Origin of the sequence: Yoonia maricola (assembly GCF_002797915.1) — a bacterium.
GTDB lineage: Bacteria > Pseudomonadota > Alphaproteobacteria > Rhodobacterales > Rhodobacteraceae > Yoonia > Yoonia maricola.
On record NZ_PGTY01000001.1, the window covers coordinates 1,622,780 to 1,647,687 of the forward strand.

Genomic DNA, 24,908 nt, shown 5'->3' on the forward strand with positions numbered 1-24,908 from the left:
ATGGGAGAAACACGAACTGGAGAAGTTCTGAAATGGCATTTAAACCACTTCACGACCGTGTACTGGTCCGTCGCATTGAAAGCGACGAAAAGACAGCAGGCGGTCTTATCATTCCTGAGAACGCAAAAGAGAAACCAGCAGAAGGCGAAATCGTCAGCGTTGGTGAAGGTGCACGCAAAGACAGCGGTGAGCTGATCGCGATGGCCGTCAAAGCCGGCGACAAAGTGCTGTTTGGCAAATGGTCCGGTACTGAGGTCAAGATCGACGGCGAAGAGCTGCTGATCATGAAAGAAAGCGACATCCTCGGCATCATGTAAGCCGACCTATCGCCCCTCACTTATTATCTAATTCAAGGAGCACATGAAAATGGCTGCTAAGGACGTCAAATTCGACACAGATGCACGCAACCGCATGCTGACTGGTGTCAACACCCTCGCCAACGCGGTGAAGGTTACTCTGGGCCCAAAAGGCCGTAACGTTGTATTGGACAAATCGTTCGGTGCCCCACGTATCACCAAAGACGGTGTATCTGTCGCCAAAGAGATCGAACTTGAAGACAAGTTCGAGAACATGGGCGCGCAGATGGTGAAAGAAGTTGCATCGCGCACCAATGACGAAGCGGGTGACGGTACAACAACAGCGACAGTTCTGGCCCAGGCGATTGTTCGCGAAGGCATGAAATCTGTTGCCGCTGGTATGAACCCAATGGATCTCAAGCGCGGTATCGACCTTGCAACGGCTAAAGTTGTTGAAGCCATCAAATCCGCATCTCGCCCTGTATCCGACAGCGACGAAGTTGCGCAGGTTGGTACAATCTCTGCAAACGGCGAAGACGAAATCGGCCGTCAGATCGCAGACGCGATGCAGAAGGTTGGCAACGAAGGCGTCATCACTGTTGAAGAGAACAAGGGTCTTGAAACGGAAACAGACGTTGTTGAAGGCATGCAGTTCGACCGCGGTTACCTGTCGCCATACTTCGTCACCAACCCTGACAAGATGACAACTGAGTTGGAAGACCCAATCATCCTGCTGCACGAGAAGAAGCTTTCTTCTTTGCAGCCAATGGTTCCACTGCTTGAATCAGTGATCCAATCTGGCAAGCCACTCCTCATCATCGCTGAAGATGTTGAAGGCGAAGCACTGGCCACTTTGGTTGTTAACAAGCTGCGCGGTGGTCTGAAAATCGCTGCGGTTAAAGCACCTGGTTTCGGTGACCGCCGCAAAGCCATGCTGCAGGACATCGCGATCCTGACAGGTGGTCAGGTTATCTCTGACGATCTGGGCATGAAGCTTGAGAATGTCACAATCGACATGCTGGGCACAGCCAAGCGCGTTTCCATCACCAAAGACGAAACAACAATCGTTGATGGCGCTGGCGACAAGGCCGAAATCGAAGCACGCGTATCCCAGATCCGCGGCCAGATCGAAGAGACAACATCCGACTACGACCGTGAAAAGCTGCAAGAGCGTGTGGCCAAACTGGCTGGCGGTGTTGCCGTGATCCGCGTTGGTGGCATGTCCGAAGTGGAAGTGAAAGAGCGTAAAGACCGCGTTGATGATGCACTGAACGCGACACGCGCTGCCGTACAAGAAGGTGTTGTTGTTGGTGGCGGTGTTGCTCTGATCCAGGGTGGCAAAGCGCTTGACGGTCTAGAGGGTGCAAACTCTGACCAGAACGTCGGCATCCAGATCGTGCGCAAGGCAATCGAAGCACCACTGCGTCAGATCGCTGAAAACTCGGGTGTGGACGGGTCCGTCGTTGCAGGCAAAATCCGCGAGAGCGGCGATGCGGCATTCGGCTTTAACGCGCAGACCGAAGAATATGGCGACATGTTCAAGTTCGGCGTCATCGACCCGGCCAAGGTTGTGCGCACAGCACTCCAAGACGCAGCTTCTGTTGCAGGCCTGCTTATCACGACCGAAGCGATGGTTGCAGATAAGCCTTCCAAAGAAGGTGCAGCGGCCGGCGGTGGCATGCCCGACATGGGCGGCATGGGCGGCATGATGTAAATCGCTTTTGCCCTCAGGGGTGAAGCCGACGAACATCACAACAAATCAGGGTGGTTCCGAAGGGAACCGCCCTTTTTCGTCTGCTCTTGATCAGACCAACCAGACTCGTTTGAAAGATACGGAGAGACCAGATACCGTCTGATGGTGATCCAACGCTTTAGAGCAGACACAGGTTGCGCACTCTCTCGCTTCCTTCATCAATGGTGGTGACCAACATGGACTCTGTCTTATTTCTCGCTTTCTTGACGACAACACTGATGTTTGTTGCCGTCCCAGGACCATCGGTCGCTTTTGCAACCGCGCAAGCCTTACGCTCTGGTCCCCGCGCGGCCTACATTGCCGTCGCGGGTGATGCGTTGGGTACGACGGTGCATGTCGCTGTTGCTGTCGGTGGTCTAACCGTGCTGATAGCATTATCTGAACAGATCCTGCCGGTTCTTCAGATTGCTGGCGGGTGCTTCATACTGTTCATGGCATGGCAAAGCTTCAGGCACGTCACACACCCTGCTGGCACGACGCTGGTCAAATCGGATGCTGGCACGTTCTGGGCTGGGTTCTTTGCCTGTGTTACAAATCCAAAGGCCATTATCTTCTTTGTAGCCCTGTTTCCTGCTTTCATTTCACCGCAGTACAATGTGTTGGTGCAAGGTGCGGTCTACGGGGTGGTCTTCATTGTTCTGGACGCAATTTCAATCCTCGCCTACGCGCTGTTAACACGCGCCGCAGTTAAACGCGCCGCCTCGCGCTGGTTGAATGTCGATGCCCTCAGTGGACTGGGTCTTTTGGGTGTTGGGATCGCGATGATCGTGAAAGGATACCGCGCGCTCCCATCGCACTGAAAAACTCTTGAACAGATTTGCCAAACCTGACCCTTTTCATTCCCACTCATCCAGTATCAAGTCATCCCAACGTAACGAGGGGATAATCCATGCAAAGCATAGGTATCATCGGTTTAGGGCGCATGGGCAGCGCGATTGCGCGGCGGATGCAAGACCAAGGTCATGCCGTCACGACATGGACGCGGAGCGGCAAAACCGTGAAGGGCATTCCTGCGGCAGATGATATTGCAGCATTGATCTTAAAATGTGACGTGCTGATCCTGAGCCTGCTGAATGATGATGCCGTAGCGAACGTTTTGGATGCCTGTCTTGACTGCGATCTGGCAGGCAAACAGATCATCGACACCAGCACGGTTGTTCCCACAATCTTGCAGGACCGGATTGCGCAAATTCAGGACAAAAGTGCTACCGCTGTTGATGCCCCGATCTCTGGCGGGCCAGAGCTGGTGGCGGCTGGGGCTTGCGGCATCTTCATCGGCGGCGATGATGCGGCAGCAAAGCAGGCGGAAGTGACCTTGTCGGCGATCTCGGGGCGGATATTTCATATTGGTCCGCTTGGTACCGGCCTTGTGATGAAGACGATCAATAACAGCATGCTGCAATGCTACTTCAACGGTCTCGATGACATGATGCCATTGGCCAAACGGGCGGGGATACCACTTGAGACAGCCATCGGCATTCTTTCGGGCGGACCGGCGGGTGTTCCGATGATTGCTGATCGAATTCCCAAGATAGTGGGTGAGGATGCGACAGTGGGCTTCACCATCTCCGCGGTGCATAAGGATAACGACGTTTTCCAGCGAGTTGCGCAGGCCTATGGCCTGACCTCCCCCATGCTGGCCCGGTCAGGCGAACAGCTCAAGACAGCATTGGCCACAGGCATGGGTGACGATGATCCGGCTGCTCTTGTCGCGGCTGCATATCACCGTGGATAGACGACGGATTGGACGACGCAAATGAGGCTCTTTGCGCTTGTTACACTCATCATGTGCGCCTTCGCGGCCAATTCAGTCTTGAACCGCATTGGTGTCGCCTTGCAAGGCATGGACCCGATGGATTTTGCCACGGTGCGAACCGGTGCGGGGGCTGCGATGCTTTGGGTGTTGGTGATGACACGCGCGGCACCGCGCCCTGCTGTCATTTCCGCAAAACGGTTTGCGGGTGCTACCGCCTTGGCGGTTTATATGGTGGGGTTTTCATGGGCCTATATCACGCTGGATGCCGGGTTTGGCGCATTGATCCTGTTTGGCGTGCTGCAAATCGTCATCTTTGGCTGGGCGGTCATTGAGGGCGGCAACATACCCGTGCTGCGATGGATCGGGGCCGCTATCGCATTGCTTGGGCTTTGTGTCCTCCTTTGGCCCAGCGGTGACGCACCGGCCCCCTTGAACGGTGCCGTGTCGATGACAATCGCGGGGGCGGCATGGGCGGTTTACACATTACTGGGGCGGACCGAGGCGGACCCGCTGGGGGCCACGGCCAGCAATTTTCTGTTGTGTCTGCCGCTGGTGGCAATCGCGATGATCTGGGGCGGTATCGGCGCGATGCCACTGCCGGGGGTCATGACCGCCATCATCGCCGGGGCCATTACATCGGGGCTTGGCTATGCGCTCTGGTATCGCGCATTGCCCGCATTACCAACAACCATTGCCGGGATCACGCAACTCAGCGTGCCGGTGATCGCCGTCACCGCAGGGGTGCTGTTTCTTAGCGAACCACTGACATTGCGGTTGATCATCGCAGGCGGGCTAGTGCTTGGTGGCATCGCAGTGTCACTGACCGCGCGACGTTAGGTTTCTTTTATCCGGGGGGTTTTGTGCGCGCCGTTCGATGTTACCTACAGTATATGAAACTTCTTTGGGCATCCATATTTGGCATTTTCGCAGCCTCTGCTGCCATGGCGGAGGACTGTGTGGTCATGCTGCATGGGCTGGCCCGCACCGAAACATCATTTACCCCGCTTCAACTGGTGTTGGAGGACGAAGGTTATTTTGTTGTAAACAGGGGCTATCCCTCTACCACAGCCACTATTCAAACGCTAGTCGAAGAACACCTTCCCGAAGATGTGGCTGCATGCGGTGATCGTCCCGTGAATTTCGTGACCCATTCGATGGGTGGTATTTTGGTGCGCGCATGGTTGACCAACAACCGGCCTGCGCAGATGGGTCGTGTGGTAATGTTGGGGCCACCCAACAGCGGCTCGGAACTTGTCGATATCTTTGGTGATTTTGAGCCGTTTCAATGGGTCAACGGCCCTGCGGGGCTACAACTGGGGACGACAGAGGACAGCTTGCCCAACCAGTTGGAAAACCTGCCCTATGAAATTGGGATTATTGCAGGGAACCGCACTCTTAATCCGGTCTATTCCTCGCTGATCGACGGACCAGATGACGGCAAAGTGTCAGTCACATCAACCCGGCTTGAGGGGATGCAGGACCATATAACCCTCCCCGTGACGCATACGTTCATGATGAACAACCCCCTTGTGATCGAAGAGGTCGTGGCGTTTCTGCGCGATGGTGTATTTGACCGCAGTTTGAGCCTGACAGGCATCATTTTTGGGACGGAATAGACAACGTTAGGACGCGGGCCCAACCACCCTATTGACGTGACCCATTTTGCGCCCTGCCCTCACCTCGGCCTTGCCGTAAAGATGGATTGCAGCATCGCTATTTGAGAGTTCCGGCACCCGGTCCACGTCGTCCCCGATCAGATTTTCCATCACAACATCTGAATGCCGTGTGCCTGCCCCCAATGGCCAGCCCGCCACCGCACGGATATGCTGTTCAAACTGGCAAATCGCGCAGCCATTCTGTGTCCAATGGCCAGAGTTATGCACGCGCGGCGCGACTTCATTCACGATCAATCCTTGCGGCGTCACGAACAATTCGACCCCCATGACACCGACATAGTCGAGCGCGTTTAGGATACGTGCGGCGATCAGAACTGCATCGGTGCGTTGGCTGGGCGTCAGCTTTGCTGGCACGGTGGTCGTGCGCAAAATACCGGCCTCATGCACGTTTTCGCCCGGATCATAGCAAGCGACATCACCTGATGGGTTGCGCGCACCAATGACAGAAACTTCGTGGGTGAAGTTAACAAATCCTTCCAGGATTGCGGGCGCACCAGCCATATCGGCAAGCGCTTGATCAGCGTCGCCTGCCGCCATGATCCGCGCCTGCCCTTTGCCATCATAACCAAAGCGGCGGGTCTTGAGGATGGCGGGCGTGCCGATCGTGCCAAGTGCTGCTTCAAGATCACCAGCATTGGCGATATCCGCAAAAGGTGCTGTTTGCAGGCCTAGTTCTTGCAGAAACGTCTTTTCCACCAACCGGTCCTGACTTGTTGCCAGTGCCTGCCGTCCCGGATGGATAGGTGCCAGTGTTTCCAGCAGATCAAGCGCGCGAGTGGGGATGTTTTCAAACTCATAGGTGATGATATCAACTGTTTTGCCAAATGCAGTGAGTGCCGCTGCATCGTCATAGCTGGCGGTGGTCACCAGATGAGCCACATCGCCCGCAGGCGCGTTTGCGCCGGGTTCAAAGATATGCGTCTTCAGGCCAAGGCGGGCCGCTGCAACAGACAGCATCCGCCCCAACTGACCACCCCCCAATATGCCTATGGTAGCCCCGACGGGCAGTAGTTTAGTCATCGCTTGGTGCATCCGGGATTGAGGCGGTGAGTGCTGTGCGCCACGCGTCCAGTCGCATAGCCAATGCGGGGTCTTGAAGTGCCAGAATACCCGCCGCCATCAAACCACCATTCTTGGCACCAGCAGCACCGATAGCCATGGTCGCAACTGGATAGCCACGCGGCATCTGTAGGATAGAATACAGACTATCAACGCCCGATAGAGCATTGGTCTGTACCGGAATACCAATCACCGGTACCCGCGTTTTTGACGCCATCATGCCCGGTAAATGTGCGGCCCCCCCGGCCCCTGCGATGATGACTTGGAGACCACGGTCAACAGCCGTCTTACCGTAATCCCACAACCTGTCTGGTGTGCGATGTGCCGAGACGATCTTGGTCTCATAGGCCACGCCCAGTTCATCCAGCACATCAGCCGCTTCGCGCATCGTGGGCCAGTCAGACTGGCTGCCCATAATGATACCGACAAGGGGTTTGGTCATCGCATCGTTCCACCTTCACAAGGAAGCGGCACTATAGCCAAGGTGCCGCCCACGGCAATGCACTCATGCGATGATATCTGGCAAAATCCGGTCTTCAAGCTGGGCAATCTGATCTTTCAACGCAAGCTTTTGCTTCTTAAGCCGTTTGATCGTCAGCATGTCAGAGCCCCCCCGCGCATGAAGTGCCGCGATCGCCTCGTCCAGATCGCGATGGTCACGGCGCAGCACAGCGAGCTTGACGCGGAGAACCTCGTCTTGTTCCATTTTAGCGGATGTGTTCATCGGCAGGTGATCCAGCAAGCAAAGTGTCACGGTAATCTACACCGCTTAGTCGTTAAGAACCTAATACTTCCTCTTGATCAATGCACCCCTCGCCCCCATATTTTTACCAATGGTCGCCGTTTTCGGGGCCGAAATCGACAGTCGCTTAAGCAAAGGGCATGTCTTATGACAAAATTGGCTTTGGGAACGCATCCGTTCCTTTTGGGGTTCGAGCAGCTTGAAAGGCTGGTCGAACGAACCGCGAAAAGCGGGAATGAGGGATATCCCCCCTATAATATCGAACAAACATCCGAGAATTCTTACCGCATAACGCTAGCCGTTGCAGGCTTTGCCGAAGATGATCTTTCGATCACCGTTGAGGACAACGCGCTTGTCATTCGGGGCCGTCAAGCCGATGACAGCGAAGGCAGGGTATTCCTGCATCGCGGCATCGCCGCCCGTCAGTTCCAGCGTTCATTCGTGTTAGCCGATGGTGTGGATGTGGGCGAAGCCATTATGGAAAATGGCCTGCTGCACGTGGACCTGACCCGCGCCATACCAGAGCGCATTGTACAAACCATCAACATCAAGAAAGGGTAAGCGATGGACTCCAAATTCGACTTTGAAAAGTTCGGACAAGAGATTGTCTACGTAAAACCTATCCTAGCGACTGATCTGCCGGATGAGATGCGCGAAAAGGTCGGTGATCTGGAAGAGCTGTTCTCGGTACACAACACGAAAGGCGAACAGCTTGCGCTGGTGGCCGACCGCAAACTGGCGTTTCACCTCGCGCGTGAGAACAATATGCGACCGGTGACTGTGCATTAGGGTTAGCACCCTAAAGCCAGATGCCATAGGTATCTTGCATATAGCGCACACAAGCCTGATCTGCTTCTTGACGGTTTGCACCATCTATGACGCTGTCAAGCAGTGAAGAAACATCTTCACCATCGGCCATTCCGGGGCCGGCCATATTGGCCATCGCCCAAATCGGCACGTTCAGTCGGGCCATTTGACCTGATAACCAGATGTCATCGACGCTCCAAAGCACGTCCGGGATATCAAAAGCAACATCATCAAAAAAATCTGGACGGACTAAAACTGCGCCAAATCCCCGTGCGATATCTGCATAACCTGCCACAGCATTTACCGGGCGGGTTGGCTTTGTCTGTTGCCCACCAAAGGGGCGACTTGTAAATTGGAGCACCCTCTTCAAACGGTAATGCATGTTCTTACGATACCGTACAGCGCGTGGAAACAAGCGGTTCTCCGCGGTTTCATTCAAACCTTCAACGTCGCGCGTTGAAACCGCAATGCACATCCGATCAAGTTTGCGGCCCTCGGCGATCATCCGTGAGAATTGGTCGGCATGATAAAGCCTGTCGTCGTCGCAATAGATCAGATCGCAGTCGATACCGCGCAATTCTTTCGCGGCGAACAAAACCTTGCTGGCCGGGCCCAAGTCATCACTGACCTGCATGATGCGAATACCTTTCGGTACCTCTGGCAAGGTTCCATCATAATCGGGAAAGCGACGGTAGTGCCGTGGAATATACAGCCTGATTTCGTCAATCTTTGCGGTTTGTTGTAGCAGGCTTTCCAGCGTCGGACCAAAATGTTTAAATCGAGGCGGAATGGCCGTCAGTGAAACAATAGCGGTCATGGTTCACGCATCCTTATCCGCGGATCAGCCCCATGCTTTCCAGCTTCAAGATCACTTGATGCGCACAGTTGTCAACCGGGACGCTCTCGGTTTCTAAACGGAGCTCTGGGTCTTCCGGCATGTCATATGGATCAGAAATCCCGGTGAATTCCTTGATCTTGCCGGCGCGCGCCAGCTTATAAAGCCCCTTGCGATCGCGGCGCTCGCATTCTTCGATGGATGTGGCGACGTGGACCTCGATAAAGGCGCCAAACTGTTCGATATCTTCACGCACAGCGCGGCGGGTCGTAGCATAAGGCGCAATCGGTGCACAAATCGCGATGCCACCGTTCTTGGTAATCTCAGATGCGACATAGCCGATGCGGCGGATGTTCAGATCACGGTGTTCCTTGCTGAACCCCAATTCAGACGACAGGTTCTTACGCACGATATCACCATCCAGCAGCGTCACCGGACGCCCGCCCATTTCCATCAGTTTGACCATCAAGGCGTTGGCAACGGTCGATTTGCCAGAACCGGAGAAACCGGTGAAAAACACTGTAAACCCTTGTTCTGCGCGTGGGGGGCGCGTCTTGCGCAACTCCTCGACCACCGCAGGGAAGGAAAACCATTCAGGAATTTCCAGACCTTCAGCCAGACGGCGGCGCAGTTCGGTGCCAGAGATGTTCAGGATGGTTACATCATCCTTATCCTTGATCTCATCTGCTGGTTCATATTGGGCGCGGTCCTGCACATAAACCATATGCTTAAAGTCCACCATTTCGATGCCCATTTCGGCCTGATGTTCGCGAAACAGATCCTGCGCATCATAGGGGCCGTAAAAATCCTCACCGGCAGAATTCTTGCCCGGTCCTGCGTGATCACGGCCCACAATGAAATGCGTGCAGCCGTGGTTCTTGCGGATCAAACCGTGCCAGACAGCCTCGCGCGGGCCTGCCATGCGCATGGCGAGGTTGAGCAAAGACATGGTTGTGGTCGAGGTCGGGTATTGATCCAACACCGCTTCGTAACAGCGCACGCGGGTAAAGTGGTCTATATCGCCCGGTTTAGTCATGCCCACAACAGGATGAATCAACAGGTTTGCCTGCGCCTCTTTTGCGGCGCGGAAGGTCAATTCCTGATGGGCACGGTGTAGCGGGTTGCGGGTCTGGAACGCGACAACCTTGCGCCAGCCCAGCTTGCGGAAATAGGCGCGCAGTTCGTTCGGCGTATCGCGGCGGGCGCGGAAGTCATAATGCACCGGTTGCTGAATACCCGTGACGGGCCCGCCCAGATAAACCGCGCCTGCGGAATGATGCAGATAATTCACAGCCGGATGCGCCGCATCATCGGCGCCAAAAACCTTTTCCGCTTCATGCGCTTTGTTCGGCACCCATTTGTCGGTAACCGTCATCGTGGCAAGAATAACACCTTCCTGGTCACGCAGCGCGATATCCTGACCAAGCTCAACCGTTTCGGCGAAACTTTCGGACACGTCTAGCGTAATCGGCATGGGCCACAGTGTGCCATCGGCCAAACGCATGGTATCAACGACGCTTTCGTAATCTGCCTGCGACAAGAACCCCTTAAGCGGGTTAAACCCGCCGTTCATCAGCAGTTCCAGATCACAAATCTGTCGCGGCGTCATGTCATGGCTAGTCAGCTCTGCAGCCTCCAGCTTCATTTTCTGGGCGCTCTCGTAAGAGACATAGAGTTCGGGGATGGGTGCTAATTCTAACGACATTTAAATCTCAATAGTAACTGGTGCAATTATGGTTGGCATAGACCAGCGATCGCGGGATTGTCCAGCAAGCTTGCGCAAAAAGAGCTGGCTTCTGCTGAGCTCTGCAAAGAACCGGCATCTTGTCGCTCAAACGTTTCATTCTAAACTGGACTTCGTGGTTCCCAGCCTGCGTGCGCCCCACCAAGGGCCAAAGTGGCGCCATCGCCCTTGTTCCATCTGAACAATACGACATGCCACCGTTCTGGCGCGCGACGTGAACTATAGATCATCCCATCCGCGCCGTATGCCCGTGCGACATCTGACGCCCGCCAGCTCGTTGCCGGTGCGCCCGCTGCCCTTTCCGATGCCCAAGGGACACTTGGCCAAGCGGGATCAACACCCAATGCATGACAAGTCTGCGTACTTCGTAAATCAACCATGCGCGCATCAGACAAGGACAGCGGTACCATAACGCGCGGTGCATCGTCCTGCTTGAGGTATATATCAATGGCCATCGCCGCCGTTTCCGGCGATGGCGACGCATAGAGCGCCGACTGTCCATCGTGGTGAAACCTGCCCTCGCTATGGATCACCCCATCCAAGACTTTATCGGCAAATGCTTCGAAAACGATCCGATAAAGCGTCGTGTTCAGCGTTTTGAACACCTATTCGGCCGCAGCAACCGCCTGCGTATCTTCCATTTCGGCGATGTATTTCTCGGCATCAAGCGCCGCCATACAACCCATGCCTGCTGAAGTTACGGCTTGACGGTAAACATGGTCCGTCAAATCACCCGCTGCAAAAACACCAGGAATTTCGGTCTTGGTCGTACCCGGTGCGACTTTCACATAGCCACCGTTGTGCGTTTCCAACTGATCTTTGATCAACTCATTCGCGGGTGCATGGCCGATGGCCACAAAAACACCCTTTGCCACGATCTCTGTGATCTCACCGGTCTGGGTATGTTTGACGCGGACACCTTCGACACCCAAAGGCGTATCAGCACCAAAGACTTCGTCAATCTCGTGAAACCACAGTGTTTCGATCTTGGGGTTATTGAAAAAGCGGTTTTGCAAAATCTTCTCGGCCCGCAGCTCATCCCGGCGGTGCACCAGAGTGACCTTAGAGGCAAAATTCGTCAGGAAAAGCGCTTCTTCCACAGCGGTGTTGCCGCCACCGACAACGACAATCTCTTGCCCGCGATAGAAGAACCCGTCGCAGGTCGCACAGGCGCTGACGCCAAAGCCTTTGAACTTTTCTTCCGACGGCAGACCCAGCCATTTCGCGCGGGCACCTGTGCACAGGATCACAGCGTCAGCCGTGTAGACCGCCCCGCTATCGCAGGTGGCAGTGAAAGGTCGCTTTTGCAGATCAAGCGATGTGACGATATCGCCTACAATCTCGCAGCCCATCGCACGCGCATGTGCTTCCATGCGCACCATCAGGTCGGGACCCTGTACCTCGGTATCACCCGGCCAGTTTTCAACCTCGGTCGTTGTGGTCAGCTGCCCGCCCGGCTCAATCCCTTGGATCAAGACAGGCTCCAACATCGCACGGGCCGCATAGACACCGGCGGTATAACCCGCAGGGCCGGATCCGATGATCAGAACTTTGATATGTCGCGTGTCGGTCATGGCAGCCTCATCTGGTTGGTTATCCCCGATATAGCCCCGCACAGTGAATGATAAAAGACCAACGACGCCGATCTTATTTGTATTCTTTTCTTGCGGCAATTTGAAATATTCTTGCGCATATATCTACATGCACGTAGTATCTGCAAAAAATCAAGGAACAATCGATGCCAGGCACCAAACTAGACGAAATTGACCGGATGATCCTGGCCGAACTTCAGGCAGATGGGCGCATGACGAACGTCGAACTGGCCAAACGGGTGGGCATATCTGCCCCGCCGTGCTTGCGTCGGGTGCGCACATTGGAGGAACAGGGCTTCATCCAAGGCTACCACGCAGACGTCAATTCCCGCGAATTGGGGTTTGAAGTGCAGGTCTTTGCAATGGTCGGGCTGGTCAGTCAGGCCGAAGCCGATCTCAGCGCATTTGAAAATCTCTGCCAAGGTTGGCCTTTGGTGCGTGAGTGTCACATGTTGAATGGTGAAGTGGATTTCATCCTTAAATGCGTGGCCCCTGATCTACGGACATTCCAGCGTTTCCTGACCGAGGAACTGACGAGTGCAGAAAACGTGGCATCCGTGAAAACCTCACTCGTGATCCGCGGGGCGAAGGACGACCCGGGCGTGCCCTTTGATGTGCTTGAGGCACGGTTGTCGCAGGAAGCCTGATACAAATCTCCGCGCGCACAAAAACAAAAGGCTCACAGGATGCGATGTAACACCTTTCTCGCCATTGGTATGGTCATGATTGTTGCGAGCTGCGGCGAGCGCACGATCGTTGAGCGCACGGGGCCGGACGAATTGTTGAAACTGCGATCAGGCCCCGGACTCGGCTTTAACATCATTATGGGCCTGCCTGACGGCACGGAACTTGATCTGCGCGAGTGCGTCACCGAAGTTGGGCAAAGGTGGTGCGAAGTCTCACTTAAGGATGCGCCGCAAGTGACCGGTTACGTTTCTGCTGACTACCTTTCAGGGCAATGAAGCCAAGCATCAGACACCATCAGGTTTGACCCTATAGAAAAGGGCGCCCACAGCAGCGGACGCCCTTCCCTTCACCTCAACCCAAAGCCTTTGCGCGAACAGATGATTTGGGGTCGGTGATGCCTATTCGCCCCCTCCCAACTGGTGCACATAGGCAGTAACGGCTTTGACTTCGGCCTCGGTCAGTCGTTCCCCCCATGGGGGCATCACGCCAAAACGCGCGTAACGGACGGTTTCTTCCAAGCTTGCCAGATCACCACCGTAAAGCCAGATCGCATCCGTCAGGTTCGGTGCACCAAGGTCGCGGTTGCCCGCACCATTATCGCCATGACAGGCCGCGCAGTTATCAAGAAACAGACCTTCGCCAGGTGCTGCCAATCCGGCGTCATGTTCTTGCCCGGACATCTGCCGGACATAGTGCACAACCTGATCCACCTCTTCATTGCTAAAGATGTCGTTATAGGCTGTCATTTCTGACCAACGCGCGTCCCAGTCTTCTTCGTTCCGAATGCCGTGACGGACAGTATATTCAATGCTTGCGAAATCGCCGCCCCACAGCCAATCGTCATCCAGCAGGTTTGGATAGCCGGTAAACCCAGCCGCACCGGACCCATGGCACTGTGAGCAGTTGTTGCGGAAGACAGCCGCACCGGCTGAATTGGCATAGCGCAGCAGATCGGGGTTTTCATTCAGCACATTGAGGTCAGCCGAAGCCAGTTGCGCCGAAATCTCGGCATTGGCCTCTTCAAATAGGGCAATGTCCTGGGCGACTTCACCGCGAGTGGAGTAGCCTAACAGACCAGATGTGGCATTGCTGATCAATGGCCAAGCTGGGAAAGCGATCGTATAGCCAACGCCCCAGACGATGGTGAGATAGAAGCACCACAGCCACCAGCGCGGCAACGGGTTATTCAGTTCTTTGATCCCGTCCCAAGCGTGACCAGTTGTATCGATGCCGGTGACGTCATCAATGTCTTTTTCAGTCTGGCTGCTCATTGCTGCAGCTCCTCAATCTCGGAAGAACCGGGGTGGTCCTCGTTACGGAATGGAATGCTGGCGGTCTCCTTGTGAACGTCGCGGCTGCCCGGGCGCAGAGCCCAGAGAATAGCCCCGATGAACAGCGTGAACATCGCCAGAAGCATCCAGTTATCTGCCAACTGGCTAAGCAAAGAAGTATTTTCCATCTCTCAAACCCTCCTTAGCGACTTGCATCTGGGGTGAAGGTCGAGAAATCGACTGTTGTGCCCAGCATTTGCAGATAAGCGATCAAAGCATCCATTTCAGACACGCCCGGTTGATCGTCGAAGTTACGGATTTGCGCACCCGGATACCGTTCCAGCAAATCATCATATGCGTCGGTGTCAGGATCACCTTGCGCGATCACATCAGCGGCCGCGACTTCGATCATCTCTTCGGTGTATGGGACACCCACAAAGGCATGTGTCGACACCAGATCAGCTGTGTGTTCCGCATTCACCGGCGTATCGAGCAGGTAGGCGTAGCCAGGCATAATCGATTCAGGGACGACCGAACGTGGTGCGATCAAGTGATCAAGGTGCCACGCGTCAGAGTATTTGCCCCCGACCCGCGCCAGATCCGGCCCCGTCCGCTTGGAGCCCCATTGGAAGGGGTGATCATACATCGACTCCGCGGCAAGCGAATAGTGCCCATAGCGTTCAACCTCGTCCCGCATGGGGCGGATCATCTGGCTGTGACACACATAGCACCCTTCGCGAATATAGACATCGCGTCCCGCCAGTTCGAGCGGGGAATAGGGCCGTACGCCATCCACCTCTTCAATCGTATTTTCAAGATAGAAAAGAGGTGCGATTTCCACGATCCCGCCAACCGATACCACCAATAAGGAGGAAACAAGAAGCAATGTTGGACTACGTTCAAGGAACGCATGTTTGGCAAGGAAACCTTTGGCCGGTGCGTCGTTTGGGGTTGTATCAGACATTTTCCAGCCCTCCTTATTCAGCTGGTACGCCAACCGGTGCGGCAACGCGTGCGCCACCCCGGATGGTCATGAACATGTTCCAGGCCATGATCAGCGCGCCGCTGAGGTACAGAACCCCGCCCAGGCCACGAACCACATACATCGGGAACTTCGCGGAAACGGTGTCGGCAAAGCTGTTCACAAGGAACCCGTTTGCATCGACCTCGCGCCACATCAGGCCTTCCATGATCCCAGTGACCCACATTGAGGCCGCGTAGAGGATGATGCCGATTGTGGCCAACCAGAAGTGCCAGTTGATGGCCGACATCGAATACATCTGTGCCCGGCCCCACAATTTCGGTGTGAGGAAGTAAAGAGCAGAGAATGTGATCATCCCGTTCCAACCTAATGCGCCAGAGTGCACGTGACCGATGGTCCAGTCTGTGTAGTGTGACAGGCTGTTGACCGCACGGATCGACATCATTGGGCCTTCGAAAGTGGACATGCCGTAGAACGCAAGGCTGATCACCATCATCCGGATGATCGGATCGGTGCGCAGCTTGTCCCATGCGCCTTGCAGCGTCATCAGGCCGTTGATCATGCCACCCCAGCTTGGCATCCACAGGATGATCGAAAAGACCATACCAAGGGTCGATGCCCAGTCAGGCAGTGCTGTATAGTGCAGGTGGTGAGGGCCTGCCCAGATATACAGAAAGATCAGCGCCCAGAAGTGGATGATGGACAGCTTATAGCTGAACACGGGGCGTCCGGCCTGCTTGGGCACAAAGTAGTACATCATGCCAAGGAAGCCCGCGGTCAGGAAGAAGCCCACGGCGTTGTGGCCGTACCACCATTGCACCATCGCATCCTGCACGCCGCTGAAGACCTGCACAGACTTGCTGCCCCAGATGCTAACGGGAATGCTGATGTTGTTGACGATATGCAGCATAGCGACTGTGACGATGAAAGACAGCAGGAACCAATTGGCCACGTAGATGTGCTTTTCAGTGCGCTTGAAGATTGTCCCAAGATAGACTGCCAGAAACGCGACCCACACCACCGTCAGCCAGATATCAATGTACCACTCGGGCTCGGCGTATTCTTTGGATTGCGTGCCACCAAGCAGGTATCCGGTTGCTGCAAGGATGATGAACAGGTTGTAGCCCCAGAACACAAACCACGCCATATTGCCGCCCCACAGCCGCGCGCCGCAGGTGCGTTGCACGATATAGAATGACGACATGATCAGGGCGTTGCCCCCAAACGCGAAAATCACCGCACTTGTGTGCAGCGGGCGCAACCGTCCAAAGTTGCCGTAAGGTTGAAGAACCTCAAAGTTAAGCTGTGGAAAGGCCAGTTGGAAGGCAATCACCACCCCAACCAGAAAGCCAACAACGCCCCAGAAGCCCGTAGCAATCACACCGGCCCGAATGACATCATCCATATAGCCTTCAGGTGTTGCGGCCACAGGTGCATCAATCTGGCGTAGCACGCGTATAAACAAAAAGGCGCTGACCGCCATGATGATCATGGCGTGCACGATGTAGGCCACATCACGCCCCCAGTTCGCAGCAATAGCAGCAAAGAGCGTGGTACACCCCAGCGCTATTAACTTTACATAATTCCCCATAAGAGTGTCCCTTCGTTGGCCGGATCGTAAATGGGTCCGACGGCTACTTCTTGATTATCTTTATGGAATCTGTGGCCGCCCTGTTCCTTGATGTGGATCAATGGGGCATTTGACTTGGATCAAGGAAGCGACGGCACGTCCTTGGCAGGCTACAGTCAAGGAGCGGTTATGCGCGAACAATCGCACCCTTACGTTGAACCGATAAGGGAAGGGCACAACCAATGACTTACAAAATCATCGCGACAATTCTTACAGATACGGATCAGTCCACCGAAGGGCTAGATGCGGCAATTTCACTGGCAGATCGGATGGGGTCACATCTTGATATCTTTGTGGTCACGATCAGCCATACTGAAACAAACAGCTATTACATGGGTGCTGAGGCCCTGATGATCGCAGAGCAAACACGCGATGCCATGGCGCAACGTGAAAAGATTGAAGCTTGGCTGCAAGATCGGATGCATGGCGAAATGGTGCGTTGGTCGATGCAAGCGGCCACCGTGCAGGGCCCTGCCCTGACGGGCTATCTGGCGCGCAAACTGCGGTTTTCTGATTTGGTCGTTCTTCCGCGACCTTATCAGGACAACCCCGAAGCCGCGACCTTGGTAGAGGCATGCCTGTTTACAGCAGAGCGACCGGTTTTGATGATCCCCAAAGGCTGCAAAGCACCCGATATTGGGGGGCATGTTCTGATGGGGTGGAACGACGGGGCCGAAGCGCTGGCAGCGGCCCGTGCAGCATTACCCTTGCTAGAGCAAGCGGATGTTGCGGATATCTGCATCATTGATCCACCCACCCATGCGCCCGACCGCTCTGATCCCGGTGGGGCCATGGCGCAATACCTGATGCGCCACGGGACAAAATCCGAAGTCGCCGTTCTGGCCAAGACAGAACCGCAGGTCGGGGAAATGCTGCTGCGGCGGGCAAAGGAGGTTGGTGCACAAATGATCGTCAGCGGTGCATATGGGCATTCACGCCTGCGCGAAGCGGTCTTTGGCGGGGCGACACGCAGTTTGCTGGAAATGGCAGACCTTCCGATCCTGATGTCACGGTGATGATGCCTGCTTTGCGGGCGAAGTTGCCGTTCCATCATGCTTGGCGTCAGGCAAATAAGTTGCCTTTTCAACTGGAACAGCGATTTATGGTTCTAGAAGTCACGGACGACCCGGAGGCCTTAGCCATTTAGGCGGCATCAAAGACTTCCTCAACCTTCAATTGTCATCACCGTTCATTCCGCATGCGGCCAAGAGAGTTTCTGCAAAGCTTCGCCGGAACGTTTGAATGGCTTCAAAATTATCGCCAGTAGTATGATGCGCAAAAACAACCAAAGCCTTTTCGTCCTTCATCAACCAACCGGCATACCAACCCTCGAATGCGCCAGAAAACGCACCTGGACGGACTGGACCAGAACCTGTCTTTCCATGGAGCGTCAGGTTTCCAACTTGCCCGGTTCTCGATATGTCGATCAAGTTTGCAAGATGTTCTTCCTCCACGGCAAGCTCACCGCTCATCAGGTTTTTCAGGAAGCGCACCTTTTCTGTAACGGAAATCTTGAGCGGCCCGCCTAGCCAGAAACTATCGTGACCATCTGGGACTTCTGCGTTGCCATAACCCCAATCTTGAAGTTCTTCGCGATAGCGCGCCGCGCCGACGTCCACTGCAAGGTCCTGGAAGTACCATGCGGAGGACCGTTGAAACGCCGACCTCAGCGTCTGACCTTGTCTCCAGGCTTCTGGCCAGTAGCTCTCGGCAGGACGCAAATCGGGGTCCCAATCGCGCCAATGTTCAATACTGGTTGCGGCGTCTACCTCCAACCCAATTATGGTGTTTGGGATCTTAAATGTGGCGCATGTCGTGTTTCGAGATCACTGCCTTCCAAGCTACAACGTTGACCGGTCATCAGGTCGAGTGCCAGGAAGCTCGATTGCCGGTCATCAAGTTCGTCTATGAACCGATCTCGGTCGACCAATACGTCAGCCCTCGCCGAAGTCACTGAAACCGTAAGAAGCAACATGGCGATCGCCGACTGAATAGAAGATTTGAGTAACACCAACAGGTCCTTTCAAAATTCCATCGGCGCCATTCGCCATAGAGATGCGCCTGCCTAGCCCGCTAAAACCCGCCTCACCAGACCGGCTTTGCAAATTGGCAGGTTACTGCCACATGACGAAATATCTTAGTTGGGCCGATGGCGGGAGTTAATGCGCTCCGCTGCGTTTGGTAGTTTGTGCTCAGAGCCGCCGTCCCGCTACTACGCGTCTTCGCCCGTCTCCGCCTTCAACGCTTCCAGATCAGGCACACGGATATCGCGCCGCTCATCAAAAGCGATCAGCCCGTCCTTTTTCAGCGCGGACATCTGGCGGCTGACTGTTTCAATCGTCAGCCCCAGATAGTTCGCCATCGTCTCGCGCGTGATCGGCAGGGTGAAGGTTGTCGCAGCAGTCTCGCCCGGCTTTAGTGACGCCATACGTGTAGCGATCATATGCAAAAGCGATGCGATCTTTTCGCGGGCTGTCTTGCGGCCCAGAACAAGCATCCATTCGCGTGCCGCATCCAGTTCATCCAACGTCATCTCAAGCAGGCGCTGACCGACATGTGGCGTGTTTTCGATCACTGCTTCAAAAGGTTTACGGCGGAAGCAGCATAGCATCACGTCTGTCTCGGCGATCACATCGCAATCGATGGTTTCGCGATGAGGCCGCCCTATAAAATCGCCTGGCAATAACAAACCCACCATCTGCACCCGTCCATCGGGCAATGTCCGGGTCAGGCTGGACACCCCAGAGACTATGGAACCCACAAATTCCAGTGGGTCGCCATTGAAGAAAATCGTCTGGCCAGCGGCATAGCTGCGATAGTATTTGATTTCTTCGAGCTGATCCAACTCGTCAGGCTCACATCTTGAACAAACCGCATTGTAACGTATTGGACAATCCGCGCAGGAGCGCAGCGTGGGGACGGCAAGCGACATATAGTGAATCCCTGGGTCGATTTGGCTGTTGCCATTATGGCCTAATTTCATCGAAATCACCAACCGACAATGCGACGCAGCGCATGGTCAAACGCAGTCATATGTTTTTTTCTTGACTCAAGCCGCCCCCCTCATCCCATACTCAATTAAATGTAAGACATTTGACGCCTGCAGGTTTTTGGCGTCTGGCCCCGTGGCCCAATACGCCAGAATAGGCGAAATTTCATGAACTGGGAGGATATTTCATGAACCTTAGACCTGATCCAACATTCTATCCAACCGCAAAGATTGCGATGGAGGCGCCGGTTGAAACTGTGGCCTTTACGCTGATGCTTAGCCCCGATGGCAGCCAGCCCGACGGACTTGCAGTGGTTGACGTTGACCCAACGTCAGACACCTACGGTGACATCGTGCATAGCCTCTTTATGCCCAACAAAGGCGATGAGTTTCATCACTTTGGCTGGAATGCCTGCTCTTCCGCGCTGTCACCTTTGACCGGTCACGCGTTCCTTGAGCGCCGCTATCTGATCATTCCCGGCATCCGTTCCAGCCGCATCTACATTATTGACGTAAAAGAGCCGCTGAAGGCCAAAATTCATAAAATTATTGAACCCGAAGAACTGTTTGAAAAGACGGGCTATTCCCGCCCACACACTATCCACTGCGGTCCTGAAGGTATCTATGTTTCGACCTTGGGTGGCGGTGGTGAAGACGGCACTGATGGCCCTCCGGGTATCTTCATCATGGATTGCGAGACGTTCGACATTCTGGGTCGCTACGAAATGGATCGGGGCATTCAGGACAAGCACTATGATTTCTGGTGGAACCTGCCGCGTGACTACATGGTCAGTTCCGAGTGGGGTCTACCACCGCAGTTCGAAAACGGGATCGTGCCAGAGGACCTGCTGTCCAACAAATACGGCCATACCATCCACTTCTGGGACCTGCGTGCGCGCAAGAACATCCAGAGCATTGATCTGGGTGAAAACCATCAGATGGCTTTGGAAATCCGCCCGGCCCATGATCCGGCCAAGGAATACGGCTTCTGCGGTGTGGTGGTCGATACAACTAATCTGCAAGGTGCGATCTTTACTTGGTGGCGCAAGGAGGATGGCACATTTGAGGCCAAGAAGACCATTACGATTGATCCGGTGCCTGCGGATGCAGATGATCTGCCCGAACTGCTGAAAGGCTTTGGGGCCTGCCCGCCTCTGGTCACTGACATCGACCTTAGCCTGGATGACCGTTTCCTCTATGTGGCCTGCTGGGGCTTGGGCGAGATGCATCAGTATGATGTGTCTGACCCAATGAATCCCAAGCTGGCGGGTAAGGTTGACCTTGGCGGGATCGTCAAAAAAACCAAGCACCCCAATGGCAAAGACTTTGGCTATGGCCCGCAAATGGTCGAGATCAGCCGCGATGGCAAACGCGTCTATTGGACCAACTCGCTCTACTCCACTTGGGATGATCAGTTCTATCCCGGTGAACGCGGAGCCGCGATGGTTTGCGCTGACGTCGGCAAAGACGGTGGGCTGACGCTGAACAAGGACTTCTGGGTCGAATTCCCTGAAGGCTACCGCAGCCACCAGATCAGGTTGGAAGGTGGGGATTGTTCCACCGATAGCTTCTGCTACCCCTCGGTCTGATCCTTGTTTGAAATGACCACAGTGACGGCCCTTTGGTGGGCCGTCATCGTCTCTGGCGTCTATCACGGGCTTAATCCCGGGATGGGGTGGCCCTTGGCCGTATCAGCCGCACTGATGGAGCGGAAAACCTCCGCCCTGCCCGGCGCGCTGTTCGCGCTGGCAGCTGGGCATTTTCTGGCAATGTGCGCGATCCTTTTGCCGTTTTCGATGATGGTGACTTTGGTCTATTGGGAGGGGCAGATAAGATTGGGTGCCGGATTGCTGGTCATTGGCCTTGGAATCTATTTATTGATCAACCGGAAACACCCCCGGTTTTTGGCCCGCGTGCCGCCATCAAAGCTGGCACTTTGGTCGTTTCTTGCCGCAATGGCGCATGGGGCGGGGCTGATGTTGGTACCGATATTCCTGGGCATTTGCGCGCCTGAGAGCCTCAACGCAGGACACCAAGCCGCCGAAAGCCTGATGGCCAGCAATATACGAATGGCCTTTGTCGTGGCGGGCGTTCACACGGCTGCGATGACCATGGCAGGCGGGGCGCTGGCTGCCGGCATGTATTTCTGGCTGGGTCTCAAGTTTTTGTCGCGAACGTGGTTCAACTTGGATGTTGTCTGGGCGCTTAGCCTGATCCTTGTCGGCGGCATCGGAATTATGACCGCATCGCACACAACGTCGATTTAGCGCCCTGCGATGACCGATAGCTCATCCGCTGCCGCGCGCAGCGGTTCCAAATACTCAACCAAGTCAGGTAGATCGCGGCGTTGTTCCGGCGCATGAATGGACAATGTCGACAACAACCGGCCGCGGTTGTCGACGATCGGAACGGCTATTGCTGTCATGCCCGGCATGAACTCTTCATTGTCGGTGGCATAGCCGCGCCCACGTGTTTTGGTCAGCTCATCCTGCAGCTTTTCAGGGCATGTAATGGTCTGATCTGTCTGCCTATCAAGGCTGTGGTTCTTCAAGAAACGTTCAAGGTAGTCGGGCCTTAAGGTCGACAAGTACATCTTGCCGCTGGCAGTGCAGTGAAACGGCACCTGCGTGCCAACGGGCAGTTGAATACGCAATGGCCAATGTGTCTCAACCCGGTCCAAATAAAACATCCCCTCGCGTTCAGGGATCGCAAGATTGCATGTCTCGCCCACCTTCATCGCCAGCGACTTGAGCACCGCAAGACGGACAGTGCGAATACGCTCGGACGACAGGGTATTGATCGACAGATGGCGCATACGGCGACCAGGGCTGTAGGACCGACCGTCAATGTCGCGTTGCAGAAAACCTTCGGCTTCTGCCGTGGCAAAAAGGCGATGAATAGTCGGCTTCGGCAGGCCAAGTGTTTCGTTCACCACCGACGGGGTTACGGGAACACCGACCTTCGCGACTTCCTCCAGCAGCAACAAGAGCCGCAGGTTTGTCGGAATTTGGCCGGTGTCCTCATCTTTCATATCGCTCAACTATCCCTCTTATCTGTCTGGAAGGATCATTAGCGCAGTTTCAGGCACAAGGGCTACAAAGAACCACACACTGATCAGCGCGATCAGATAAGGTACGATGTAGCGCAGCAGACGGAAATAAGGCACGCCCGTCACGCCAGAGGCCACATAGAGATTGAGCCCATAGGGTGGTGTCACAAAGCCGATGGATGCACCCACAAGGAACACAACAGCAAAGTGGATCGGATCAATACCGACCGACGCCGCGATTGGCGCGAGGATTGGTGCAAGAATGATGGTCACCGGCAGCGATTCAAGGATCATCCCTGTGACAAACACAATCGCCATCGACGTGAACAGCACCGCATAGTAGCCGCCCATACCGGTCACAAATTCACCGATAAAGTCTTTGGCGCCCAGCGACGACATCACCTGCTGCATCGCTACTGATACGGCGATCAACGGCACAAGAATACCCGAGATCTGCGCAGAACGCGACACAATGGATGGGATCTGTGGAACGGTGAAACCTTCAACGACAAACATTGAGCCATAGCTTTTCTGTTCGACAGGAAGATCAGCAGAACTGCCCATCATCTTGTTCAGCGGGAAGCAGATCAGACCAACCAGCACACAGAAGCCCACGGTTACGCCCGCCGCTTCAGTTGGAGAGAAGCGACCGGTGTAGATACCCCAAAGCACCAGACCAATGGCAAAGAAGCCCAACCAAGCACCGATACCGGTCTTGATCATCCGCGAAATCGACAAGCCGATCAAAACGCCCCAGCCGTTGACAGTACAGATGATAAACGCGGCGGTCATCATACCCAAAACCATCAGTGAGCCGGGAATGATACCCGCCACAAACAGGTCAGAGATCGGCAGGTTCAGCAAGAAACCGTACACGATGAAGATAATGGACGGCGGGATAATGATACCAACCGTACCGCCTGCAGCAGCGGTCGCCGCCGAGAAGCGTTCATCATAGTTACCCTTCACCATTTCAGGGTGCAGCATCGAGCCGATGGTTGCCGTGGTCGCAGAGTTGGATCCAGAGATTGCAGCAAAGAGACCGCAAGCCGCGATGGAAGCCATTGCCAGACCGCCGCGCAGCCAGCCAAGGACCGAATAGGCGAAATCTGATAATCGTCGGGCAATACCAGACTGGTTAATCAAATCCCCTGTCAGAATGAAGAGCGGCATCGCTAACAGCGCAAAGCCCTTACTGAAGACGTTGATAAGTTCGTTACCCGTGTTCGCCAAAGGCAGATCAATGACAAAGCTGATGCCAATAACCCAGTAGAAGATAACAAGAAGGACAGGTGTACCCAACATGAAGAAGAGTGTCACACCCAGTGAAATAAGCGTAATCCAAGTACTATCGGCCATCAGACATCCCCCCCGATAACAGCTTGCTTGATGATCTGATCACCAGATTTGTAGTTGCGCCAATCCTCCAACCAATTGCCGATCACGCGGCCAGACATCAGGGTAAAGGCAATCGGGACCGTGATGTAGAACCACCATTTCATGACGTCATCGACACCATCGACCAATTGAAAGTTGTCCGCGGACAAGGCGGTGAAGCGGAGCGATGTTGTGATTGCAATCCAGCAAAAGCCAAACCAAAGCATGGCATCCAATGTCAGCGTTGCCATCTGACCAGCAGGCGGCATCTTGGAGCGGAATTCGCTAAAGCTCAGGTGCGTCCGTAGCTTTACATTGTAAGAACAGGCAAACCACGCCATCACCATGAACAAGAATGGCGGAACCGTGGTCGAACCTGACCACTGGCTGGAAAAGACAAACCGGTCAATCACGCCCCAGCAAATAATGCCCGCAATAATAAGGTACATGACCACCGCGATCGTCCGCTCTAGATGGCGTTCAAGGAAGGGGATGTAGTGATATATCAAATGCGCCAGCACACCGCCGACAAAGGTAAAGACAAAACAGAACAGCCACATGCCGTCAGCATCGAATGCTTGCCGCATGTCCCACGAACTGCCCGAGAAGATAGCGGGCACAACAGCCACCGCTTCAGCCAAGATTGACATATAGGTCTCCCCC

The 24,908-nt window shown here is 54.8% G+C and carries 29 protein-coding genes; 13 read left to right on the plus strand and 16 right to left on the minus strand.

Annotated elements, in window-relative coordinates; genetic code table 11:
* Positions 1 to 32: 32 nt before the first annotated feature.
* From groES to BC777_RS08240, 6 genes are all read left to right on the plus strand, one after another.
* The gene (gene groES / locus BC777_RS08215; RefSeq protein WP_100367593.1) at positions 33 to 317 is read left to right on the plus strand and encodes a co-chaperone GroES; all 285 of its coding nucleotides are present in this window, start codon (positions 33 to 35) and stop codon (positions 315 to 317) included.
* A gap of 49 nt (positions 318 to 366) precedes the next feature.
* Positions 367 to 2,010, plus strand: a complete 1,644-nt coding sequence (groL, locus tag BC777_RS08220; protein ID WP_100368061.1) for a chaperonin GroEL — start codon at positions 367 to 369, stop codon at positions 2,008 to 2,010.
* A gap of 215 nt (positions 2,011 to 2,225) precedes the next feature.
* Positions 2,226 to 2,849: a LysE family translocator gene (locus tag BC777_RS08225; RefSeq protein WP_100368062.1), complete on the plus strand. Its 624-nt coding sequence runs from the start codon at positions 2,226 to 2,228 to the stop codon at positions 2,847 to 2,849.
* A gap of 89 nt (positions 2,850 to 2,938) precedes the next feature.
* Positions 2,939 to 3,784, plus strand: coding sequence for an NAD(P)-dependent oxidoreductase (locus BC777_RS08230; protein ID WP_100367594.1), 846 nt, complete (start codon positions 2,939 to 2,941; stop codon positions 3,782 to 3,784).
* Positions 3,785 to 3,805: 21 nt separating this feature from the next.
* On the plus strand, positions 3,806 to 4,642 hold the full coding sequence (locus BC777_RS08235; protein ID WP_100367595.1) for a DMT family transporter: 837 nt from the start codon (positions 3,806 to 3,808) through the stop codon (positions 4,640 to 4,642).
* 53 nt (positions 4,643 to 4,695) lie between these two features.
* Entirely contained in the window at positions 4,696 to 5,421 is a 726-nt protein-coding gene (locus BC777_RS08240) for an alpha/beta fold hydrolase (RefSeq protein ID WP_100367596.1), read from the plus strand.
* Between the two features lie 6 nt (positions 5,422 to 5,427).
* Here BC777_RS08240 and BC777_RS08245 read toward each other — a convergent pair whose 3' ends face one another.
* The 3 genes from BC777_RS08245 to BC777_RS08255 form a co-directional block, all read right to left on the minus strand.
* The gene (locus BC777_RS08245) at positions 5,428 to 6,501 is read right to left on the minus strand and encodes a 5-(carboxyamino)imidazole ribonucleotide synthase (RefSeq protein ID WP_100368063.1); all 1,074 of its coding nucleotides are present in this window, start codon (positions 6,499 to 6,501) and stop codon (positions 5,428 to 5,430) included.
* Positions 6,494 to 6,982, minus strand: coding sequence for a 5-(carboxyamino)imidazole ribonucleotide mutase (purE, locus tag BC777_RS08250; RefSeq protein ID WP_100367597.1), 489 nt, complete (start codon positions 6,980 to 6,982; stop codon positions 6,494 to 6,496). The genes BC777_RS08245 and purE overlap by 8 nt, the downstream gene beginning before the upstream one ends.
* A 63-nt stretch (positions 6,983 to 7,045) precedes the next feature.
* Complete coding sequence (locus BC777_RS08255; protein WP_100368064.1) at positions 7,046 to 7,264, minus strand: YdcH family protein; 219 nt, start codon at positions 7,262 to 7,264, stop codon at positions 7,046 to 7,048.
* Positions 7,265 to 7,429: 165 nt separating this feature from the next.
* Here BC777_RS08255 and BC777_RS08260 point away from each other — a divergent pair, with 165 nt between their 5' ends.
* On the plus strand, positions 7,430 to 7,843 hold the full coding sequence (locus tag BC777_RS08260) for an Hsp20 family protein (RefSeq protein ID WP_100367598.1): 414 nt from the start codon (positions 7,430 to 7,432) through the stop codon (positions 7,841 to 7,843).
* Between the two features lie 3 nt (positions 7,844 to 7,846).
* On the plus strand, positions 7,847 to 8,071 hold the full coding sequence (locus BC777_RS08265) for a DUF1150 family protein (protein ID WP_100367599.1): 225 nt from the start codon (positions 7,847 to 7,849) through the stop codon (positions 8,069 to 8,071).
* Between the two features lie 10 nt (positions 8,072 to 8,081).
* Here the strand turns inward: BC777_RS08265 and BC777_RS08270 are convergent, their stop codons facing one another.
* From BC777_RS08270 to trxB, 4 genes are all read right to left on the minus strand, one after another.
* Positions 8,082 to 8,906 (minus strand): glycosyltransferase, encoded by an 825-nt coding sequence (locus BC777_RS08270; protein ID WP_100367600.1) that lies wholly within the window; start codon positions 8,904 to 8,906, stop codon positions 8,082 to 8,084.
* Between the two features lie 13 nt (positions 8,907 to 8,919).
* Positions 8,920 to 10,629 carry a bifunctional sulfate adenylyltransferase/adenylylsulfate kinase gene (locus BC777_RS08275; protein WP_100367601.1) on the minus strand — a complete coding sequence of 570 codons (1,710 nt, stop codon included), beginning with the start codon at positions 10,627 to 10,629 and terminating at the stop codon, positions 8,920 to 8,922.
* A gap of 140 nt (positions 10,630 to 10,769) precedes the next feature.
* Positions 10,770 to 11,273 carry an RES family NAD+ phosphorylase gene (locus BC777_RS08280; RefSeq protein WP_100367602.1) on the minus strand — a complete coding sequence of 168 codons (504 nt, stop codon included), beginning with the start codon at positions 11,271 to 11,273 and terminating at the stop codon, positions 10,770 to 10,772.
* Complete coding sequence (gene trxB, locus BC777_RS08285; protein ID WP_100368065.1) at positions 11,274 to 12,242, minus strand: thioredoxin-disulfide reductase; 969 nt, start codon at positions 12,240 to 12,242, stop codon at positions 11,274 to 11,276.
* A gap of 164 nt (positions 12,243 to 12,406) precedes the next feature.
* Here trxB and BC777_RS08290 point away from each other — a divergent pair, with 164 nt between their 5' ends.
* Together BC777_RS08290 and BC777_RS08295 are read left to right on the plus strand one after the other, a co-directional pair.
* Entirely contained in the window at positions 12,407 to 12,907 is a 501-nt protein-coding gene (locus BC777_RS08290) for an Lrp/AsnC family transcriptional regulator (RefSeq protein WP_100367603.1), read from the plus strand.
* A gap of 39 nt (positions 12,908 to 12,946) precedes the next feature.
* A complete protein-coding gene (locus BC777_RS08295) occupies positions 12,947 to 13,222 on the plus strand; it encodes an SH3 domain-containing protein (RefSeq protein ID WP_100367604.1) in 276 nt (91 codons plus the stop codon).
* A gap of 123 nt (positions 13,223 to 13,345) precedes the next feature.
* On the opposite strand, the gene ccoP is transcribed toward BC777_RS08295, so the two are convergent.
* The 4 genes from ccoP to ccoN are packed head-to-tail and all read right to left on the minus strand — an operon-like array spanning position 13,346 to position 16,791.
* A complete protein-coding gene (ccoP, locus tag BC777_RS08300) occupies positions 13,346 to 14,218 on the minus strand; it encodes a cytochrome-c oxidase, cbb3-type subunit III (protein ID WP_100367605.1) in 873 nt (290 codons plus the stop codon).
* Entirely contained in the window at positions 14,215 to 14,406 is a 192-nt protein-coding gene (locus BC777_RS08305; RefSeq protein ID WP_100367606.1) for a cbb3-type cytochrome oxidase subunit 3, read from the minus strand. Before BC777_RS08305 ends, ccoP begins: the two co-directional genes overlap by 4 nt.
* Before the next feature lie 14 nt (positions 14,407 to 14,420).
* Entirely contained in the window at positions 14,421 to 15,182 is a 762-nt protein-coding gene (ccoO, locus tag BC777_RS08310; RefSeq protein WP_100367607.1) for a cytochrome-c oxidase, cbb3-type subunit II, read from the minus strand.
* A 13-nt stretch (positions 15,183 to 15,195) separates the two neighbouring features.
* Positions 15,196 to 16,791, minus strand: coding sequence for a cytochrome-c oxidase, cbb3-type subunit I (gene ccoN, locus BC777_RS08315; RefSeq protein ID WP_100367608.1), 1,596 nt, complete (start codon positions 16,789 to 16,791; stop codon positions 15,196 to 15,198).
* Between the two features lie 221 nt (positions 16,792 to 17,012).
* On the opposite strand from ccoN, the gene BC777_RS08320 reads away from it, so the two are divergent.
* Complete coding sequence (locus BC777_RS08320; RefSeq protein WP_100367609.1) at positions 17,013 to 17,846, plus strand: universal stress protein; 834 nt, start codon at positions 17,013 to 17,015, stop codon at positions 17,844 to 17,846.
* 156 nt (positions 17,847 to 18,002) lie between these two features.
* On the opposite strand, the gene BC777_RS08325 is transcribed toward BC777_RS08320, so the two are convergent.
* On the minus strand, positions 18,003 to 18,626 hold the full coding sequence (locus tag BC777_RS08325) for a penicillin-binding transpeptidase domain-containing protein (protein WP_100367610.1): 624 nt from the start codon (positions 18,624 to 18,626) through the stop codon (positions 18,003 to 18,005).
* A 416-nt stretch (positions 18,627 to 19,042) separates the two neighbouring features.
* A complete protein-coding gene (gene fnrL, locus BC777_RS08330) occupies positions 19,043 to 19,762 on the minus strand; it encodes a transcriptional regulator FnrL (RefSeq protein ID WP_100368066.1) in 720 nt (239 codons plus the stop codon).
* A 245-nt stretch (positions 19,763 to 20,007) separates the two neighbouring features.
* Between fnrL and BC777_RS08335 the strand changes: the two genes are divergently transcribed.
* Entirely contained in the window at positions 20,008 to 21,408 is a 1,401-nt protein-coding gene (locus tag BC777_RS08335; protein WP_100367611.1) for a selenium-binding protein SBP56-related protein, read from the plus strand.
* 12 nt (positions 21,409 to 21,420) lie between these two features.
* Complete coding sequence (locus tag BC777_RS08340; protein ID WP_100367612.1) at positions 21,421 to 22,086, plus strand: hypothetical protein; 666 nt, start codon at positions 21,421 to 21,423, stop codon at positions 22,084 to 22,086.
* On the opposite strand, the gene BC777_RS08345 is transcribed toward BC777_RS08340, so the two are convergent.
* From BC777_RS08345 to BC777_RS08355, 3 genes are read right to left on the minus strand one after another with little or no spacing between them, the layout of a single operon-like run.
* Positions 22,083 to 22,850, minus strand: coding sequence for an IclR family transcriptional regulator (locus tag BC777_RS08345; RefSeq protein WP_100367613.1), 768 nt, complete (start codon positions 22,848 to 22,850; stop codon positions 22,083 to 22,085). The genes BC777_RS08340 and BC777_RS08345 overlap by 4 nt on opposite strands.
* A gap of 18 nt (positions 22,851 to 22,868) precedes the next feature.
* Positions 22,869 to 24,227 carry a TRAP transporter large permease gene (locus BC777_RS08350; protein ID WP_100367614.1) on the minus strand — a complete coding sequence of 453 codons (1,359 nt, stop codon included), beginning with the start codon at positions 24,225 to 24,227 and terminating at the stop codon, positions 22,869 to 22,871.
* A complete protein-coding gene (locus BC777_RS08355; RefSeq protein WP_100367615.1) occupies positions 24,227 to 24,895 on the minus strand; it encodes a TRAP transporter small permease in 669 nt (222 codons plus the stop codon). The genes BC777_RS08350 and BC777_RS08355 overlap by 1 nt, the downstream gene beginning before the upstream one ends.
* Positions 24,896 to 24,908 lie beyond the last annotated feature (13 nt).

Coding starts and splice junctions, on each gene's coding strand:
- groES (WP_100367593.1), top strand. CDS start 33: ATGGCATTTAAACCACTTCACGACCGTGTACTGGTCCGTCGCATTGAA.
- groL (WP_100368061.1), top strand. CDS start 367: ATGGCTGCTAAGGACGTCAAATTCGACACAGATGCACGCAACCGCATG.
- BC777_RS08225 (WP_100368062.1), top strand. CDS start 2,226: ATGGACTCTGTCTTATTTCTCGCTTTCTTGACGACAACACTGATGTTT.
- BC777_RS08230 (WP_100367594.1), top strand. CDS start 2,939: ATGCAAAGCATAGGTATCATCGGTTTAGGGCGCATGGGCAGCGCGATT.
- BC777_RS08235 (WP_100367595.1), top strand. CDS start 3,806: ATGAGGCTCTTTGCGCTTGTTACACTCATCATGTGCGCCTTCGCGGCC.
- BC777_RS08240 (WP_100367596.1), top strand. CDS start 4,696: ATGAAACTTCTTTGGGCATCCATATTTGGCATTTTCGCAGCCTCTGCT.
- BC777_RS08245 (WP_100368063.1), bottom strand. CDS start 6,501: ATGACTAAACTACTGCCCGTCGGGGCTACCATAGGCATATTGGGGGGT.
- purE (WP_100367597.1), bottom strand. CDS start 6,982: ATGACCAAACCCCTTGTCGGTATCATTATGGGCAGCCAGTCTGACTGG.
- BC777_RS08255 (WP_100368064.1), bottom strand. CDS start 7,264: ATGAACACATCCGCTAAAATGGAACAAGACGAGGTTCTCCGCGTCAAG.
- BC777_RS08260 (WP_100367598.1), top strand. CDS start 7,430: ATGACAAAATTGGCTTTGGGAACGCATCCGTTCCTTTTGGGGTTCGAG.
- BC777_RS08265 (WP_100367599.1), top strand. CDS start 7,847: ATGGACTCCAAATTCGACTTTGAAAAGTTCGGACAAGAGATTGTCTAC.
- BC777_RS08270 (WP_100367600.1), bottom strand. CDS start 8,906: ATGACCGCTATTGTTTCACTGACGGCCATTCCGCCTCGATTTAAACAT.
- BC777_RS08275 (WP_100367601.1), bottom strand. CDS start 10,629: ATGTCGTTAGAATTAGCACCCATCCCCGAACTCTATGTCTCTTACGAG.
- trxB (WP_100368065.1), bottom strand. CDS start 12,242: ATGACCGACACGCGACATATCAAAGTTCTGATCATCGGATCCGGCCCT.
- BC777_RS08290 (WP_100367603.1), top strand. CDS start 12,407: ATGCCAGGCACCAAACTAGACGAAATTGACCGGATGATCCTGGCCGAA.
- BC777_RS08295 (WP_100367604.1), top strand. CDS start 12,947: ATGCGATGTAACACCTTTCTCGCCATTGGTATGGTCATGATTGTTGCG.
- ccoP (WP_100367605.1), bottom strand. CDS start 14,218: ATGAGCAGCCAGACTGAAAAAGACATTGATGACGTCACCGGCATCGAT.
- BC777_RS08305 (WP_100367606.1), bottom strand. CDS start 14,406: ATGGAAAATACTTCTTTGCTTAGCCAGTTGGCAGATAACTGGATGCTT.
- ccoO (WP_100367607.1), bottom strand. CDS start 15,182: ATGTCTGATACAACCCCAAACGACGCACCGGCCAAAGGTTTCCTTGCC.
- ccoN (WP_100367608.1), bottom strand. CDS start 16,791: ATGGGGAATTATGTAAAGTTAATAGCGCTGGGGTGTACCACGCTCTTT.
- BC777_RS08320 (WP_100367609.1), top strand. CDS start 17,013: ATGACTTACAAAATCATCGCGACAATTCTTACAGATACGGATCAGTCC.
- fnrL (WP_100368066.1), bottom strand. CDS start 19,762: ATGTCGCTTGCCGTCCCCACGCTGCGCTCCTGCGCGGATTGTCCAATA.
- BC777_RS08335 (WP_100367611.1), top strand. CDS start 20,008: ATGAACCTTAGACCTGATCCAACATTCTATCCAACCGCAAAGATTGCG.
- BC777_RS08340 (WP_100367612.1), top strand. CDS start 21,421: ATGACCACAGTGACGGCCCTTTGGTGGGCCGTCATCGTCTCTGGCGTC.
- BC777_RS08345 (WP_100367613.1), bottom strand. CDS start 22,850: ATGAAAGATGAGGACACCGGCCAAATTCCGACAAACCTGCGGCTCTTG.
- BC777_RS08350 (WP_100367614.1), bottom strand. CDS start 24,227: ATGGCCGATAGTACTTGGATTACGCTTATTTCACTGGGTGTGACACTC.
- BC777_RS08355 (WP_100367615.1), bottom strand. CDS start 24,895: ATGTCAATCTTGGCTGAAGCGGTGGCTGTTGTGCCCGCTATCTTCTCG.